Origin of the sequence: Paraburkholderia sediminicola (assembly GCF_046030555.1) — a bacterium.
GTDB lineage: Bacteria > Pseudomonadota > Gammaproteobacteria > Burkholderiales > Burkholderiaceae > Paraburkholderia > Paraburkholderia sediminicola_E.
This window is the reverse complement of sequence record NZ_JAQQCH010000030.1, coordinates 1-15,465: the sequence shown is the minus strand read 5'-3', so window position 1 is coordinate 15,465 and position 15,465 is coordinate 1. Positions and strand designations below refer to the sequence as shown.

The following is a 15,465-nucleotide window of genomic DNA, read 5'->3' as shown; positions in this document are numbered from 1 at the left end:
TTTCCTCTTTTATTACCCTGAATCCGAAACATGACCAAAGAACGAGTTTTGATTACCGGTGGGGCTGCCGGCATCGGCGCGGCATGCGCTGAGCGTTGCAAGGCGGATGGTTACGACGTGGTCGTGATCGATCGCGTCGGCAATGGATTGATCGCCGATCTGTCGGACCCGCAGGCAACCGCGGCGGCGCTCGAACGCGCACTCGAAGACGGTCCGATCACGCGTCTCGTGAATAACGTCGGCGTTGTAGTGCCAGCGAATGCGGAAGAGCAAACGCTCGAAGAACTCGAACGCGCTTGGGCGCTCAACGTGCGCTGTTCGCTGCAATGCATGCAGGCGTTGTTGCCGGGCATGAAGGCAGAGGGTTTCGGCCGGATCGTGAATATGTCGTCGCGGGCGGCGCTCGGCAAGGAATTGCGCACCGCCTATTCGGCAACCAAAGCCGCACTGATTGGCATGACGCGTGTGTGGGCGCTCGAGCTTGGCGCGTTCGGCGTCACCGCCAATGCGATCGGCCCGGGCCCGATCCGTACGGAGTTGTTCGATCGCGCGAATCCGCCGGATGCACCGCGCACGCGCGCGATCATCGACAGCGTGCCGGTCAAACGTGTGGGAACGCCGGAAGACGTCGCGCATGCCGCGTCGTACCTGCTCGATGCACGCAGCGGTTTCGTCACCGGCCAGGTGTTGTACGTGTGCGGTGGTATGACTGTCGGCGTCGCGGGAGTCTGAGCATGGACGCACGGGCTACGCGGCGTGTGGGAATCATCGGTGGTGGAAGCATCGGCATTGCCTTCGCCGTCGTCTTCGCGCGGGCCGGCTGGCAAGTGCGTCTATTCGATCCAGCGGCCGAGCGGCGTGAACTTGCGCCGGTGGAAGTCATGCAACGGCTTATCGAGTTGACGCGCTTCGGTCTGCTCGATGAATCCACCGACGATGTGGCCGCGCGCGTTGAAATCGCTGCGACTTTAGAAGCGGCGGCAGCTGACGCCGATCTCGTGCAGGAATGCGCACCCGAGCGTGAAGAGCTCAAACGTGACTTGTTCATCGAGCTCGATAGCGCTGCGCCGCCGCACGCGATTCTGGCGAGCGCGTCGTCGTTTCTTGCGGCTTCACGCTTTGTCGATGAAACGCTGCCGGGTCGTGGCCGGTGCCTCGTCGCTCATCCAGGCAATCCGCCGTATCTGATTCCTGTCATCGAAATCGTGCCCGCGCCCTTTACCGACAACGACGCCGTTACCCATGCAATCGACCTTTTCACCGAGGCCGGCCTCAAGCCGGTGCGCGTCGCGAAGGAAGTGGAAGGCTTCATCTTCAACCGGCTGCAAGGCGCGTTATTGCGCGAAGCGTATTGCCTCGTGCGCGACGGCGTTGCCTCAGTGGACGACGTCGATACCGTCGTACGCGAAGGGCTGGGATTGCGCTGGTCGGTGATCGGTCCGTTCGAAACCATCGATCTGAACACGCGCGGCGGTATCGCTTCACATGCGCAGAAGATGGGGCCGTCGTATGCGCGCATGGGCGCGGAGCGCGGCCAGAACGATCCGTGGACACCGGAACTCGTCGCCGGCGTGGCCGCTGCGCGCCGTAGTGCGCTGCCGCTAGAACAGTGGGAAGAACGCGTTGCGTGGCGCGACCGCGCATTGATGAGGCTGGCCCGCTATCGCAAGGACTCCGCTCAAAACGATTCATAAGTCATATCCGGCCTTGTCCGCTGTACCCGTTGTACCCGTCGTATTCGCAGTACCCGCCGCATGACCCGATAAATACTATTCGACCAAAGCTAGAGACAGTCACATGCAGAAAATCACCGCTTTCTTCACGGAGCTGATGCGCAAGTATCTGCCCGACCCGTTCGTCTTCGCTATCGGCCTCACCCTGCTCACGATGATTCTCGCCGTGCTGGTTCAGGGCCAGGCGGTGAGCGCGCTCACGCTGAGTTGGGGCAAGGGCTTCTGGGCGTTGCTCGCGTTCACGACGCAAATGGCTGTGATTCTCGCGATGGGCTATGTGCTCGCCACCGCGCCGCTCACCGAGCGCTTTCTCGATCGACTCGTCGCGCGGGTGCACGATCCGCGCATGGCGGTGATCGTCGCGACGCTGGTGGGCGGGATCGGCAGTTACCTGAACTGGGGCTTTGGCCTGGTGATCGGCGGGATCGTCGCGCGCAAGCTGGCGATGAGCATCAAGGGGGTACATTACCCATTGATCATCGCGTCGGCGTACAGCGGCTTTACGATGTACGGTCTTGGTTTATCGGCAAGTATTCCGGTGCTGATCTCCACCAAGGGGCACCCGATGGAAGCGCAGATGGGTGTGATTCCGCTGTCGGAAACGATTTTCTCGCCTGCGATGCTGATCACAAGCCTCGTTGTCATCATCACGCTGCCGCTGCTGAATGCCTGGCTGCATCCGAAGCCGGGCCAGCCGGTTACGGAGATCGACCGCACGCTGAACGACGCGCCAAAAACCACCGCACCGGCAGTGGATATCAGCGAAAGCAACACGATTGCCAGTCGCCTGAACAACAGCCGTCTGCTGAGCTACCTGATCGGCGCAATCGGCGTGGTCTACGTGGTGCTGTACTTCCACGGCGGCGGTTCGATGGACCTGAACCTGATCAACTTCATCATTCTGTTCCTCGGCATTATTCTGCTCGGCACGCCGATTCGCTATGTCGAGAAGCTGAACGAAGGCATTCGTACGATCAGCGGCATCATTCTGCAATACCCGTTCTATGCGGGCATTATGGCGATCATGGCATCGTCCGGTCTGGTCAATACGTTCTCACATTTCTTCGTCAAGATCGCGACGCCTGCGACGCTGCCGTTCTGGGGCTTGATCAGTTCGTTTTTCATCAATTTCTTCGCACCGTCGGGCGGCGGTCACTGGGTGATTCAGGGGCCGTTCATGATCGAGGCGGCCAAGTCGATCGGCGCATCGGTGGGACATACCGCGACCGCCGTGATGCTCGGCAATGCATGGAACGATCTGGTGCAGCCGTTCTGGATTCTGCCGGCGCTCGCGCTGTCGAAGCTGAAACTGAAGGACATCATGGGCTATACGGTCATCATGATGTTCTGGATCGGCATCGTGTACACCGTGGCGATTCTCGCCTGGGGTTGAGCAAACATGCGGCCGCCGCAAGGCGGTCTATTCATTCGATAGAGAGGTTTGAATGCTGTATCTCGTTCATATGCAGGTTCAGATTCCTGCCGACGCCGACAAGGCACTTATCGATCGCCTGAAGGCCGAAGAGAAAGTGTTCTCGCAGAAGCTGCAACATGAGGGCAAGTGGCGCCACCTGTGGCGCGTGGCCGGGCAGTACGCGAATTACAGCGTGTTCGACGTCGAGTCGAACGATGAACTGCATACGCTGCTCAGTTCGCTACCGCTATTTCCGTATCTGGTTGTCGACGTCACACCGCTCGCGCAGCATCCGTCCGCTATCGCCCCGAACTGAGAGGAGCACGCATGCCGTATATCATCGAAACGTTTGACAAGCCCGGTCACGCCGACGTCCGCACGCGCGAGCGCGAGACGCATCTGGCGTTTCTGGAAAAAAACAAGGCGCTGCTGCTCGCCTGCGGCGCAAAGCTGAACGACGACGGTACCGGCGCGGGCGGCGGCGTGTATGTCGTCGATCTGGAAACGCGCGAGGAGGCCGAAAAGTTTATTGCGGCCGATCCGTTCTCTCAGGTCGACTTGTTCGAGCGCGTGACGATCACGCGCTGGCGCAAGGCGTATTTCGATGGCGAGTGCTTTCTTTAAGCCAGGGGTGCAGGCGTGGGTGCGGCGTTAGTCGTATGGGCTTTTGCGTTGCGTTTCTGCAGTTCCCGGTTCTCGGTTCCCCGTTCACGAATTAGCCGCTCAATCAGCGAGCGCGGCGCGAATCGCAGCGAGCCACAACGCCACGGCATGTGCGCCAGGGTCCGCGTGACCGAGCGCGCGATCACCAACGTAACTCGACCGCCCGCGCCGTGGATGCATCGACGCGGTTCGCGCCGCGCCTTCAGTTGCTGCATCGACCGCGGCTTTCAGTGCCGCATCGAGCCCGCCGTCTGACTTGGCGAGCGCAGCTTGCAATGCATCGGCGGCAGGTTTCAGAGCATCGACCATTGTCCGATCGCCCGGATGCGCACCGCCTAACGCCATCAATCCAGCGACGCCCTCACTGAACGCCGCCGACCACGCCCTCGCCGACGATCCATCTGCCTGTTCGAGCGCAACCGCACCGCGCAACAACATCACAGCGTAAAGCGGGCCCGAGGTGCCGCCGACCACGCGCCGGACCGTTGCGGACATACTGCGCAACACGGCGCCCGGTGCTGTTTCCGCAGGATAGGTATCGAGTTCATGGAGAATGCCGCGCGCCCCGCGCGACAGGCTGATGCCGAGGTCGCCATCGCCGACGCGTTGATCCATGTCGGTCAAGGTCGGTTCGGCTTTGAACAGGCTCGCGCAAACCGCCTCGATCACGTGGCGCAACGTCGCCTCGCGCGTGAGCGTCGCGCCGGTTGAGCGATCGGGCGCAGCGGGTGCGGGCCGCACAGAAACCTGCGCGACGCGACCGCTCAGCGCGGGCCATGCACTGGTGTGCGCGGCGGCGTCGAGCCAGCCGAGCCGCTCGTCGTCCACGCGCAGCAGTGTCAACGAGACGCCCGACATCTCGAGTGCGCTCAGGAATGTACCGGCCCATGCACGTTCGACATGGATGCCGCCTGCCGCCAGATGACGAAGCGCGGACCCGGCAACGATGCTCAATTCGCTCGCAGGCGTGCCGCCGAGGTTATTCACCAGCAAAGCCACGCGCGCGCCAGGTCGCAACGATAAGTCACCGACAATCTTCGTCAGCAGTCTTTCGACGATCGCGTCGGCGGGTTCCATCGCGCCGCGCTCTACACCGGGTTCACCGTGAATGCCGAGGCCCCATTCGATTTCGCCATCGGCGAGCTCGAAGCCCGGCTTGCCGGCCGCCGGCACCGTGCATGGCGTGAGCGCGACGCCCATCGTGCCGAGCGAAGCGGCTACCTCGCGCGCAATCTGTGCAACCTCGGCCAATGGACGTCCCGCTGCGGCGGCCGCGCCGGCAATCTTGTGCACCAGCACGGTCCCCGCGAGCCCACGACGGCCCGCGTGGTCACCGCTCGCCGTCAAGGCGACGTCGTCGGCGACGATTACCATTTCTGTGGGGATGCCCTCCGCGCGTGCGATCTCGGCGGCGAGGCCGAAGTTGAAGCGGTCGCCCGTGTAGTTCTTCACGATCAGCAGAACACCCGCGGCGCCGGCAACTGCGCGGATCGCATCGAGCACGGCATCCGTGGAGGGTGACGTGAACACTTCGCCCGCTACCGCGGCACTTAGCATGCCATGACCTACGTAGCCACCATGCGCCGGTTCGTGGCCCGAGCCGCCGCCCGAGATCAGCGCGACTTCTCCACGCGCGGCAACAGCCTCGGCGTTGGCGCGCACGACAATCGTGCTGCCTTGCAACAACAAAAGATTGGGATTGAGCGCCGCGAGGCCGTCGAGCATGTCGGGGACGACTGCGGAGACGTCGTTGATGAGCTTCTTCATTGCGTCGGCTTCCTATTAAGCTGCCGGCCCTGTGTCGCGAGCTCACGGCAGTTTATGCAGTTGCGAGACCTGAAGACTCAACTGTACCAAGCATTGGAAGAATGCGACGTGAAGCGCCAACGGTACTCACGCAAATGCCCGCAGCACGTTGACCGCCACGCGCCGGCGCAAACGCATCGACATGCGGCGAACGCGAGCACGCGAGGACATCAGCGGATGAGTCAAGCTGTGGCGAAATATAGGCAATGCGGAAGGGAGAGACTAACAGGACAGTGCACACGATGACGATGTGCGTCCGGAACGCGAGAACATGACAGCAGAGGAAAGCGAAGCCGCTTTCCTCTGCGTCACCTATGCGTTGGTAGGCTCGATTGGATTCGAACCAACGACCCCCACCATGTCAAGGTGGTGCTCTAACCAACTGAGCTACGAGCCTTTAGAGGCGCGAATTATAGAGACTCCGAACGCGTCGCACAAGTCCCACACGGCAAGTATGTTCACGAGCGGGGATCCTTTGGTTCGTTGCGCAGTAAGTAGCGTAGGCGTTGTTCAACTCGCTTCAGTTCGTTGACGCCCATTCGGTCTGCGTATCCAGCGGAAAAACCGGCCGTCTCACGTGTTTGAACTTGAACAGCCCGTAATCCGAACTCGTCACGCCGCGGCTATCGCACTCCACCAACGCAGCGGCGATCGGCACAAAAACCGGCCGGCAGTACATACGCGATTTGAGCAAGAGGAAACGCGCTCGACGCGGATCGATGCCGACACTCTCGAATACGCCGAGGTCCCATGGTTCGTGCGTGCGCTCCGTCATCACGAGCTTGACCGTACCGGTGTCGAGCACCGCCGCGCGCCCCATGAACGCACGCTGACCTGTATAGGTCGGGCCGCTGATCACATACTCGCCATCGGTCAGCGCACGCACCACACCGGTCACGGCAACCGGCGGCTGCGGGGTCACCGCGCTGCCCGCGACCTTGTTGCCGATCGTCACTGTCACCGTGCTGCCTACGCCTGCCGCCATCAGCGCCGCGACGGCCCGCGGATCGCACAACGGCCCGCTCACGATCCCTTCGAGTTTCTGCTTGAGCGCTTCCTCCAGCAGATCCATCGTGTCGCACGTCCCACCGGACATGCAATTGTCGCCATGATCGAGCAACAGCACCGGTTTGTCCGCCCCCTGCGCGAGCGCTGCGGCCTGCGCCACCGAGTCCGCCAGCGGCGCGCTGCGATAGACGAAATCCTCGCGCTCGTTCCAGATCTGCCTCGCAATGCGCTCTGCTACCGCTTCCGCCTGCTCACGCTCGCCGTTGCCTACCACGACGATGCTGATACAGGGCGCCTCGATATCGGCTAGCGAGAAGCCGGACAACACCGACACCGCGAGCATGCCATCGGCCTCTGCTGCGCGTGCGGCATCCACGGCACGTTTCATCGCACCTTCGGCCGTCGCGCTGCGCAGCGTATGCGTGAGCAATGGCGGTTGGCGCCATGCGATCACCGGCTTCGACTTGCCGTGGACCAGATCGAACATCAGACGCGCCGCATGCGCGCCGGTCTCGTACATATCGACGTGCGGATAAGTTTTGAAGCTGACGATCACGTCGGCGTTGTCGATCATTTTCTGCGTGACGTTGCCATGCAGATCGAGAGCAACAGCAATCGGTGCAGTGGGCAATGCGGCGCGCACGCGTTCGAGCAGATCGCCCTCACCGTCGTTCGAATTCTCGGCGACCATCGCGCCATGCAGGTCGAGCATCACGGCATCGCAGCCGGTTGCGGCCACAACGATCGCATCGCAGATCGCGTCATAAGCGGCGGCCTCGACCCGCCCGCTCGGATTCGCCGATGCGGAAATGGGCGTTGCGATCATGGCACGCTCGCGCTCGGCTGCGTCGATGAACGCGGCCATTGCTGTCTGCATGCCCTTGTTTTCGTTGAACGCATCTTCGCCGTAGCTGGGGCCGTTGCGGCCGAACGCTGCAAGCGGAGTGACCACCGGCGAGAACGTGTTGGTCTCGTGGTTCATCCTTGCAATCAGGATCTTCATCCCTGGGTGCTCCCTGCCGTTTGAGCGGCGTTCAGCATGGCCTGCAACAGCACGTTGCAGCCAGCTTCCAGGTGATCCGGGCGCGCGTCTTCGATTTCGTTATGGCTGATGCCGTCCTTGCACGGCACAAAGATCATGGCGGCCGGCGCCACACGTGCGAGATAGACGGCATCGTGGCCGGCGCCGCTGATGACGTCCATCGACGAAAAGCCGAGCGTGTCCGCCCCCCGCCGAACTGCGGCGACCAGGTCCGCCGCGAACGGTTGGGGCGGGAAATACACCACCTGTTCGACGTCGACGGTGATGCCGGCTGGCTCACTCGCGGCAGCGCAAGCAGCGCGTAGCGCGGCATCCATCTCCGTGAGCGAGATATCATTCGCGGCACGCAGATCGACCGTGAGGGTGACGCGGCCTGGAATCACATTGCGCGAATTCGGATGCACGTCGAGCCAGCCGACCGTCCCGCGTCCATGCGGCGCGTGATCGAGGGCAATCCGATTCACCGCATGAATCAGATCCGCCGCGACGAGCAACGCGTCGCGGCGCAGCTCCATCGGCGTCGGGCCCGCATGCGCTTCCATGCCGTGCACCGTCACGTCGTACCAGCGTTGGCCTAACGCGCCTTGGACGACGCCGATCATCGTGTCATGTGCCTCCAGCACGGGCCCCTGTTCAATATGCGCTTCGAAATACGCACCGACTGCATGGGGCATGCCGTTTTCGCCCGCATAACCAATTGCGGCAAGCGCGTCGCGCACCGAAATGCCCTCGCGATCGCGCTGTTCAAGCGCATGCTCCAAGGTGAACGCCCCGGCGAACACGCCTGAACCCATCATCACCGGCACAAAACGCGAGCCCTCTTCGTTGGTCCATACAGCGACTTCCAGCGGCGCGAGCGTCCGTACGTTGGCATCGGCCAGCGTGCGCAATACTTCAAGGCCGGCGAGCACACCGTAGTTGCCGTCGAACTTGCCACCCGTAGGCTGCGTATCGATGTGGCTGCCTGTCATCACCGGGGGCAGGCCGTCATTCAAACCCGCGCGGCGCGCAAAGATATTGCCGATCGCGTCGACCCGCACGCTGCAGCCAATCTCCTTTGCCCACGCGATAAAGAGGTCGCGCGCCTTACGGTCCAGTTCGGTCAACGCGAGCCGGCAGACACCGCCTTTATTCGTCGCGCCGATTTGCGCGAGTTGCATGAGACTGTCCCAGAGCCGCGCACCGTCGATACGCAGATCAGCGAGCGTCCCGACGGTTGTTGATTCACGAGCTTGCATCGATGCTTCCTCATAGTCAAGACAGCGTGTGCGTCAGACGACGCCGACGCCCAGATAACGGTCCTTGATCGAATCGTCGGCGGCGAACGCAGCGTTGTCGCCTTCGTAGACGATCACGCCCTGTTCGATGATGTAATGACGATCCGCAAGTTGCGTGCAGACTTCCAGATTCTGCTCGACCAACAGGATCGCGACGCCCGCTTCACGGATCAACTTGAGTTGCGCGACGATCTCTTCGACGATCACCGGCGCGAGACCTTCAACCGGTTCGTCGAGCATCAACAGCCGCGGATGATTCATCAACGCGCGACCGATCGCGAGCATCTGCTGTTCGCCGCCGGAGAGTTGTCCACCACCGTTCGTGCGCCGTTCTTTCAGACGCGGGAAAATTCGGTAGATGTCGTCGAGTTGCCACGGCGAATCCTTGCGCGCGCCGAGCCGCAGATTTTCTTCGACGGTCAGCAGACGAAATACGCCGCGATGTTCGGGCACGAAGCACACGCCGCGCGAAGCGATCTTGTGCGACGGCATGCTGCCGATTGCAACGCCGTTAAACGTCACCGTACCTTGCTGCGGTGTCACGACACCCGCAATGGCTTTGAGCGTGGTCGACTTACCTGCGCCGTTACGGCCTAACAGCGTGACCGTCTCACCATCGTTGATTTGCAGGGACACACCTTGCAGAATGTGACTCTTGCCGTAGAAGCCGTGAATCTGCTGCACATCGAGAATCATGCACGGCCTCCGGTGATCATGTTGCCGAGATAGGCGCTGCGTACGCGCTCGTCGCCACGAATATCGTCTGGGCGTCCTTCCACCAGCACGCGTCCTTGTTGCATGACAGTGATCGTGTCGGAGATGTCCATCACGATGCCCATGTTGTGCTCGATCAGGACAACGGTGTAATCGTCGCGCAGGCCGCGGATCAGTTGCTTCATGTCGTCGAGGTCGTCGATGCCCATGCCGGAAGTCGGCTCATCCAGAAAGATCGCCTTAGGCCGCGCAGCGAGCGCCATACCGACTTCGAGCCGCCGCTGCTGACCGTGCGACAGCGCGCCCGCAGGCACCTCGCTGAAGCGCTGCAACGTGAGGCGTTCAAGCACACTGTCGACAGTGTCCGCATGGGTGAGTGCGCCATGCGGCGGCGTCCACGCATTCAACGCACGCACCGCGTCGACACCTTGCGCGGCGAGCCGCAGATTTTCCCGCACGCTCAGATTGGCGAACAGGCTCGTCACCTGAAACGACCGCGCGACGCCGCGGCGCACGCGTTTATAGTCGGGTTCGTGCGTCACGTCATGACCGTCGAAGATGATCTTCCCTTCGGTGATGGGCAACGTGCCCGTCAACACGTGAAACAGCGTCGTCTTACCCGCACCATTTGGGCCGATCACCGAATGCACGGTACGCGGCATGACGCACAGATTGACTTCGGAGAGCGCTGTGAATTTGCCATACCGCTTCACCACACCGCTCGCTTGCAGAATCGCTTCGCTCATACGCGCTCCCTGGCTGCGTGGTCGTCTGTACCGTTGCCAGCATCGGCGGATGGTTTGCGCCGCAGTGCTTGCCAGATTCGTTCGCCCAAACCCCATAGCCCGCGCTGCACGAAGAGGCTGACGGCGATCAGCACGATACCGAGTAGCAACAGCCAGCGCGGCCACAGCGTGGAAAGCCAATCGGCGAACAGCACATAGAACGCTGCGCCCAGCACCGACGCGAACAGATTGCCCGTTCCGCCGATCACGGTCATCACGAGGATCATCTCGCTCGTGTGGTAATCAATGTTGGACAGTGGCGCGATACCGGTCATCAGTGCATGCAACGCGCCAGCGAGGCCCGTCACCGCGCCAGAGATCACGAACGCCATAAGTTTGAAGCGTTTGACGTCGTAGCCGACGGCGGCCGCGCGCGCTTCATTGTCTCGAATCGCCAGCAACGTCCGGCCGAATACCGAGTGCGAGACACGCATCAGCAACCAGAACACCACGAGGAACAGCACAGCGACGAAACCATAGTACTGCCACGGCGAGGTCAATGGCACGAGTGCTTTGCCGAACAGACCCAGCGCAGGACGTGGGATGTCGAGCAAACCGTTGTCACCACCGGTCAGATCGGGCGTGGTGTAGGCGAGGAAGTAGAAGAGTTGCCCGAATGCGAGCGTCAACATCACGAAGTACGTGCCGCGCTGACGAATCGAAAACCAGCCCACCAGTGCGGCGGCAGCCGCGCCGGTCACGATCGCGGCAAGGAGTGCCACGGGTATCGGCATCGCCGTTTTAGTGAGGACCAGCCCCGCGCAATAGCTGCCGAGTCCGAAGAAAATCCCCTGTCCGAACGAGAGCAAGCCCGTATGGCCGAGCAGCAGATTGCAACCGAGTGCGGCGAGCGCGAACACCAGCACTTCCGTAGCAAGCGATCCGGAGCGCAGCGTGAGGGGCAACACGCATACGACCAGCAGCGCAAGCAACAGGAAGCGATAGCGATGCACCGCGTGCTTCCAGCTGCGGTGAGCCGGTCGGGAGGAAGCGGCTTGCACACCAGGCTTCGACGTGTCGATCATGCCGCTCTCCCGAGCAAGCCGTTCGGCCGTAGCAGCAACACTGCGGCCATCGCGACATAGATCATCAGCCGCGCGCCCTCCGGCCACAGCGTACTCATTACGCTCTGCACGACTCCAACCAGCAACCCGCCGACAAGCGCCCCCAGAAAATTGCCCATTCCGCCCACCACCACCACGACGAACGCGACGCTGAGCGCCTCACTGCCCATGAACGGGTCGACGCCACGAATCGGTGCGGCGAGCACACCCGCCAATGCGGCAGTGGCGGCGCCCAGCGCAAACACCAGGCTGAAGACGCGCGTCACGTTGATGCCCAGCAGCGACACCATTTCCGTCGATTCACTACCGGCGCGCACCGCACTACCGAGCCGTGTGCCTTCCAGCACCCACCACAACAGCGCAGCCAGTAAGGCTGTGAATCCGATCACGAACAGGCGGTACTTCGGATACACGAAGCTGCCCCAGATCACTACGCCGTTCAGCATGTCGGGAACCGGCACGTTGTCGCCGAGCGGACCCCAGATCAGAATCGCGCATTCCTGCACGACGAGAGCAAGACCGACCGTCGCGAGAATATGAAACTCATGCTGTTGCGCGTAGACGTGCCGCAAGACCAGCTTCTCGACAACCCACGCAAGCGCACCGACGACGAGCGGCACGACGACGAGTGCGGTCCAGAAATTCACCGACCACTGCATTGCCTGGTAGCAGAAATACGCGCCAAGCAGATAGAAGGCGCCGTGCGCGAAATTCACGAAGCGCAGCAGGCCGAACACGATCGACAAACCAACCGCGAGCAGGAAATACAGCATCCCCACTCCGATGCCGTTGACGATCTGCAGGAGATAAACGTTCATGGCGTCCGTCTAAAGGATGTAGCGATGGGGTATCGCTAATGGGCGTACTGCGCTCGCGCTCGCGCTCACGTGCGGCACTGCGGCACGGATACATCAGGCCATCTTGCAGCCGGTCTTGTCGAGCGGCAGGAACGACTGGCCGGAACTCACGATATCTGCGTAGTCATCGGCGTTTTTCATCTTGTTCTTCGCCTTGCCCTTCAACAGATAGTAGTTCTTTAGTACCTGATGGTCGCCCTTGCGGATTTCTTCCGGGCCGGTCAAGCCGTCATATTTCATGCCCTCAAGCGTCGCGACCACCTTCTTTGGATCGACCGTGCCCGCTTTCACGATGCCATCGAGCAAGATCTTCGTGCAGATGTAAGAACCCGCGAGACTGTAATTGGGATTCGCCTTGAACGCGGCATTGCTGCGTTTGACGAGATCGCGATTGAGCGGCGAGTCGATGTCGTGCCAATACTGTGCGCCGAAATAGACGCCTTCGCACAGGTCTGCCCCTAGCGATTCGAACTGCTCCAGGCCGGAGGCCCACGCAAGCAGAATCGTGCAATTGTTCTTCATACCGAAGCTCACGGCCTGGCGTAACGTATCGGACGATTGCGACCCAAAGTTAAGAATCAGCAGGACGTCAGGCTTCGCGGCGACTGCATTCGTCAGATAACCGCTGAATTCCTTCTCGTTGAGCGAGTGGTAGCTATTGCCCACATGCTCAATACCCTTCTCCTTGAAAATCGCCTTGGCCGCGGATAGCAAACCGTCGCCGAACACGTATTGCGGCGTGATGGTGTACCAGCGCTTTGCTTTGGGCATCGTCTGGATCAATGGGCGCACGGTCTGTTCGATCGCACCGTAGGTCGGCACGGACCAGCGAAAAGTCGCGTCGTTGCAGTCCTTGCCGGTGATTTCGTCTGCGCCTGCCGTGGTGATAAAGATGCCACCTGCTTTCTGGACTTCCTTGCCCATCGCCAAAGCTTCGGAGGACAAAATACCGCCGGCAAAGAAGCGCGCATTCTTCTGCTGTGCGATTTCCTGCACGCGACGCACGGCTGTCGCTGGCTTGCCTTCCGTATCGAGCACGGTATAAGCAAGCGGTTGGCCGAGTACCTTGCCGTACTGCTCGATAGCGAGCTTCATGCCGAGGTCCGCGTACTTGCCGTTCGCGGCGAACGGGCCCGACATCGGCACCGGACAGGCGAACTGCAGCGCCCCGGCCTGCGCGAACGCACTACGCGCGACCAGCGAGCCCAACGTCCCCGGAACGGCCGACAACGCGGCCAGCTTCAACATATTTCGGCGATTCAAAATGACGCTCCTTAAGAAAGAGACACGCACTGACCGACTGCGAAACTGAAAGACTGCGCGAACGACTACGAAGCTTGATGGCCGCCGAGAAGTTTTCCACCACACCGGCTTTGTTCTATTTATCATGATAAATAGGTTGGACTCGATCGTAGGTACAATAAATTCGAGTGTCAATAAGGCAAAATTCCTGGCCGCAAGGGCACGGCTTTCTGTGCCATGACGAGCCCGTTGAAAGAGCATGCAGGACAAAACAGGGAGTAACGAAAATGGCCATGGACCGCGCGAGAGCTGGCGCCGCGATAGAGATCAAGCAGCAAAAGCGCGGCGATCTGGTCGCCGAGGAGATCAAGCGGCTCATCACGGAGAAAGACCTGAAACCGGGTGACCGCCTGCCGCGCGAGGTGGAACTGCAGCAGCTCTTTTCGGTGAGCAAGAGTACGATTCGCGAGGCGCTGAAGTCGCTCGAGGTACAAGGTCTCATCAAGGTGACCACAGGTCCAAGCGGTGGCGGCATGGTGGTCGAAGTACCGCTCGACCGCACGTTACAGCTCTTGCAAAACTACCTGTTCTTCAAGGATGTATCGATCGACGACATTTACACCGTGCGTAAATTGCTAGAGCCGGAGTTGGCGGCAGGCGCAGTGCCACATCTGACGGAGCAGGATTTCGAGGCACTCGATGCAAGCATTGCGTGCTGCGATCGACCGGCTTCGTCGCGCGGCGGACAGGACATCGTGCGGCAACGTCAGGAAGACGTGAATTTTCACGACATTCTCGCGGCGGCAAATCCGAATCCGTTTCTGCGCTTCAGTTGCGAGCTGATTAACGAAATGATCCGACAGTTAATCGAGTTTCGTAACGACACACCGCAAATCGAACACGAACGCTTCGGCCTCGCCAACGTGAAGATTCACAAAGCGATCACGAAAGCGGCGCGCGAACGTGACGTGGAAAAGGTACGCGAGTTGATGGTGGTCCACATGACCGAAGCGCCACGCTATGTGAAGCGGATGAAGGGCAAGCTGCGCGGCCGGCTGATTCTCGACTCGGAGATTCGCCGGCGTGTGAGGGCGCGTAGCGTTGCGCCGGCAGATGAGACGGATCAGGAGTGACGTCGACAAGGAGAATCGAAAGGATCCGGCTGGGCAAAATGAAAGCCCGAACGCACCCCAGTCGACTGACTGGCGATTAGCTTGTGCGCAGCCGTCCTACTGCTGAAGACGGCCAATTGGACTACTGTAGTCGCGTGAGGGCTCAACCTTTTGCGATCCGCGCCGTTATTGCATCTGCAGAGGCATAACACTGGACCGTCATGGCACAACCTATTCCGTTTTCCCGCAACTCCGGCGCTTCACGTGCCCGGCATGACAAAGCCATGCTGCTGCCGATCGCCCGAAAAATCGCCGACGACCTTGCCCTGCGCGTGCATCTGGCGCTCGATGCCTTGCGCCGCGGCGCTGGCAGCACGAGCGATGCACAAACGCTCACGCAGGTCATGCTGTTGACGGGCTTTTTGGCTGAATCCGGCTTTGGTTCGATGACCGGCGATCAACTCGGTGCGGCGGAACGCACGGTGTCGACGATTTTTGATACCGGCCGCGAAACCGGCGAGTGGAGATTGGACAGCGCAGGCTTCGCGCTTTTCGCCGAAATCGCAACGAATTACGATCGACAACTGCACAGTGCCCCGCTTTGGGCGATCACCGATGCCAGCGAACGACTCGACCGTTTTACCGCAGGCATGTCATATCAGGCGCCGATGCGAAAACGGGCCTAGTCGGATCGCATAGCGTGGAACAGAATGCCGAGGCGAGCCGCGTCGGCGACTTCGTGGCAATA

15 protein-coding genes and 1 tRNA gene are annotated in these 15,465 nt (G+C 61.1%); 7 read left to right on the top strand and 9 right to left on the bottom strand.

Going from position 1 to position 15,465, the window contains the following annotated elements; translation table 11 throughout:
- Positions 1-30: 30 nt before the first annotated feature.
- The 5 genes from PQQ52_RS30160 (at position 31) to PQQ52_RS30140 (ending at position 3,771) form a co-directional block, all read left to right on the top strand.
- The gene (locus tag PQQ52_RS30160; RefSeq protein WP_408219787.1) at positions 31-732 is read left to right on the top strand and encodes an SDR family oxidoreductase; all 702 of its coding nucleotides are present in this window, start codon (positions 31-33) and stop codon (positions 730-732) included.
- Between the two features lie 2 nt (positions 733-734).
- Positions 735-1,694: a 3-hydroxyacyl-CoA dehydrogenase gene (locus PQQ52_RS30155; protein ID WP_408219785.1), complete on the top strand. Its 960-nt coding sequence runs from the start codon at positions 735-737 to the stop codon at positions 1,692-1,694.
- Between the two features lie 103 nt (positions 1,695-1,797).
- Positions 1,798-3,126 (top strand): short-chain fatty acid transporter, encoded by a 1,329-nt coding sequence (locus tag PQQ52_RS30150; protein WP_408219782.1) that lies wholly within the window; start codon positions 1,798-1,800, stop codon positions 3,124-3,126.
- A 52-nt stretch (positions 3,127-3,178) separates the two neighbouring features.
- A complete protein-coding gene (gene catC, locus PQQ52_RS30145) occupies positions 3,179-3,463 on the top strand; it encodes a muconolactone Delta-isomerase (RefSeq protein WP_408219779.1) in 285 nt (94 codons plus the stop codon).
- Between the two features lie 11 nt (positions 3,464-3,474).
- On the top strand, positions 3,475-3,771 hold the full coding sequence (locus PQQ52_RS30140) for a YciI family protein (protein ID WP_408219776.1): 297 nt from the start codon (positions 3,475-3,477) through the stop codon (positions 3,769-3,771).
- A gap of 99 nt (positions 3,772-3,870) precedes the next feature.
- Here the strand turns inward: PQQ52_RS30140 and dhaK are convergent, their stop codons facing one another.
- The 9 genes from dhaK to PQQ52_RS30095 all read right to left on the bottom strand — a co-directional run bounded on the left by dhaK (position 3,871) and on the right by PQQ52_RS30095 (position 13,626).
- Positions 3,871-5,577, bottom strand: coding sequence for a dihydroxyacetone kinase subunit DhaK (gene dhaK, locus PQQ52_RS30135; RefSeq protein ID WP_408219773.1), 1,707 nt, complete (start codon positions 5,575-5,577; stop codon positions 3,871-3,873).
- A 359-nt stretch (positions 5,578-5,936) separates the two neighbouring features.
- Positions 5,937-6,013, bottom strand: a tRNA-Val gene (locus PQQ52_RS30130).
- 123 nt (positions 6,014-6,136) lie between these two features.
- Entirely contained in the window at positions 6,137-7,627 is a 1,491-nt protein-coding gene (locus PQQ52_RS30125) for a M81 family metallopeptidase (protein WP_408219770.1), read from the bottom strand.
- Positions 7,624-8,904: a Zn-dependent hydrolase gene (locus PQQ52_RS30120; protein ID WP_408219768.1), complete on the bottom strand. Its 1,281-nt coding sequence runs from the start codon at positions 8,902-8,904 to the stop codon at positions 7,624-7,626. Before PQQ52_RS30120 ends, PQQ52_RS30125 begins: the two co-directional genes overlap by 4 nt.
- A gap of 33 nt (positions 8,905-8,937) precedes the next feature.
- The gene (locus PQQ52_RS30115) at positions 8,938-9,639 is read right to left on the bottom strand and encodes an ABC transporter ATP-binding protein (protein ID WP_408219765.1); all 702 of its coding nucleotides are present in this window, start codon (positions 9,637-9,639) and stop codon (positions 8,938-8,940) included.
- Entirely contained in the window at positions 9,636-10,403 is a 768-nt protein-coding gene (locus PQQ52_RS30110; RefSeq protein WP_408219763.1) for an ABC transporter ATP-binding protein, read from the bottom strand. The genes PQQ52_RS30115 and PQQ52_RS30110 overlap by 4 nt, the downstream gene beginning before the upstream one ends.
- Positions 10,400-11,467 carry a branched-chain amino acid ABC transporter permease gene (locus tag PQQ52_RS30105; RefSeq protein WP_408219760.1) on the bottom strand — a complete coding sequence of 356 codons (1,068 nt, stop codon included), beginning with the start codon at positions 11,465-11,467 and terminating at the stop codon, positions 10,400-10,402. The genes PQQ52_RS30110 and PQQ52_RS30105 overlap by 4 nt, the downstream gene beginning before the upstream one ends.
- Complete coding sequence (locus PQQ52_RS30100) at positions 11,464-12,324, bottom strand: branched-chain amino acid ABC transporter permease (RefSeq protein WP_408219758.1); 861 nt, start codon at positions 12,322-12,324, stop codon at positions 11,464-11,466. Before PQQ52_RS30100 ends, PQQ52_RS30105 begins: the two co-directional genes overlap by 4 nt.
- A 93-nt stretch (positions 12,325-12,417) precedes the next feature.
- Positions 12,418-13,626: an ABC transporter substrate-binding protein gene (locus tag PQQ52_RS30095; RefSeq protein ID WP_408219755.1), complete on the bottom strand. Its 1,209-nt coding sequence runs from the start codon at positions 13,624-13,626 to the stop codon at positions 12,418-12,420.
- Positions 13,627-13,892: 266 nt separating this feature from the next.
- Here PQQ52_RS30095 and PQQ52_RS30090 point away from each other — a divergent pair, with 266 nt between their 5' ends.
- Both PQQ52_RS30090 and PQQ52_RS30085 read left to right on the top strand, forming a co-directional pair.
- A complete protein-coding gene (locus tag PQQ52_RS30090) occupies positions 13,893-14,738 on the top strand; it encodes a FadR/GntR family transcriptional regulator (protein WP_408219752.1) in 846 nt (281 codons plus the stop codon).
- A 200-nt stretch (positions 14,739-14,938) separates the two neighbouring features.
- Positions 14,939-15,403, top strand: coding sequence for a hypothetical protein (locus PQQ52_RS30085; protein WP_408219749.1), 465 nt, complete (start codon positions 14,939-14,941; stop codon positions 15,401-15,403).
- Positions 15,404-15,465 lie beyond the last annotated feature (62 nt).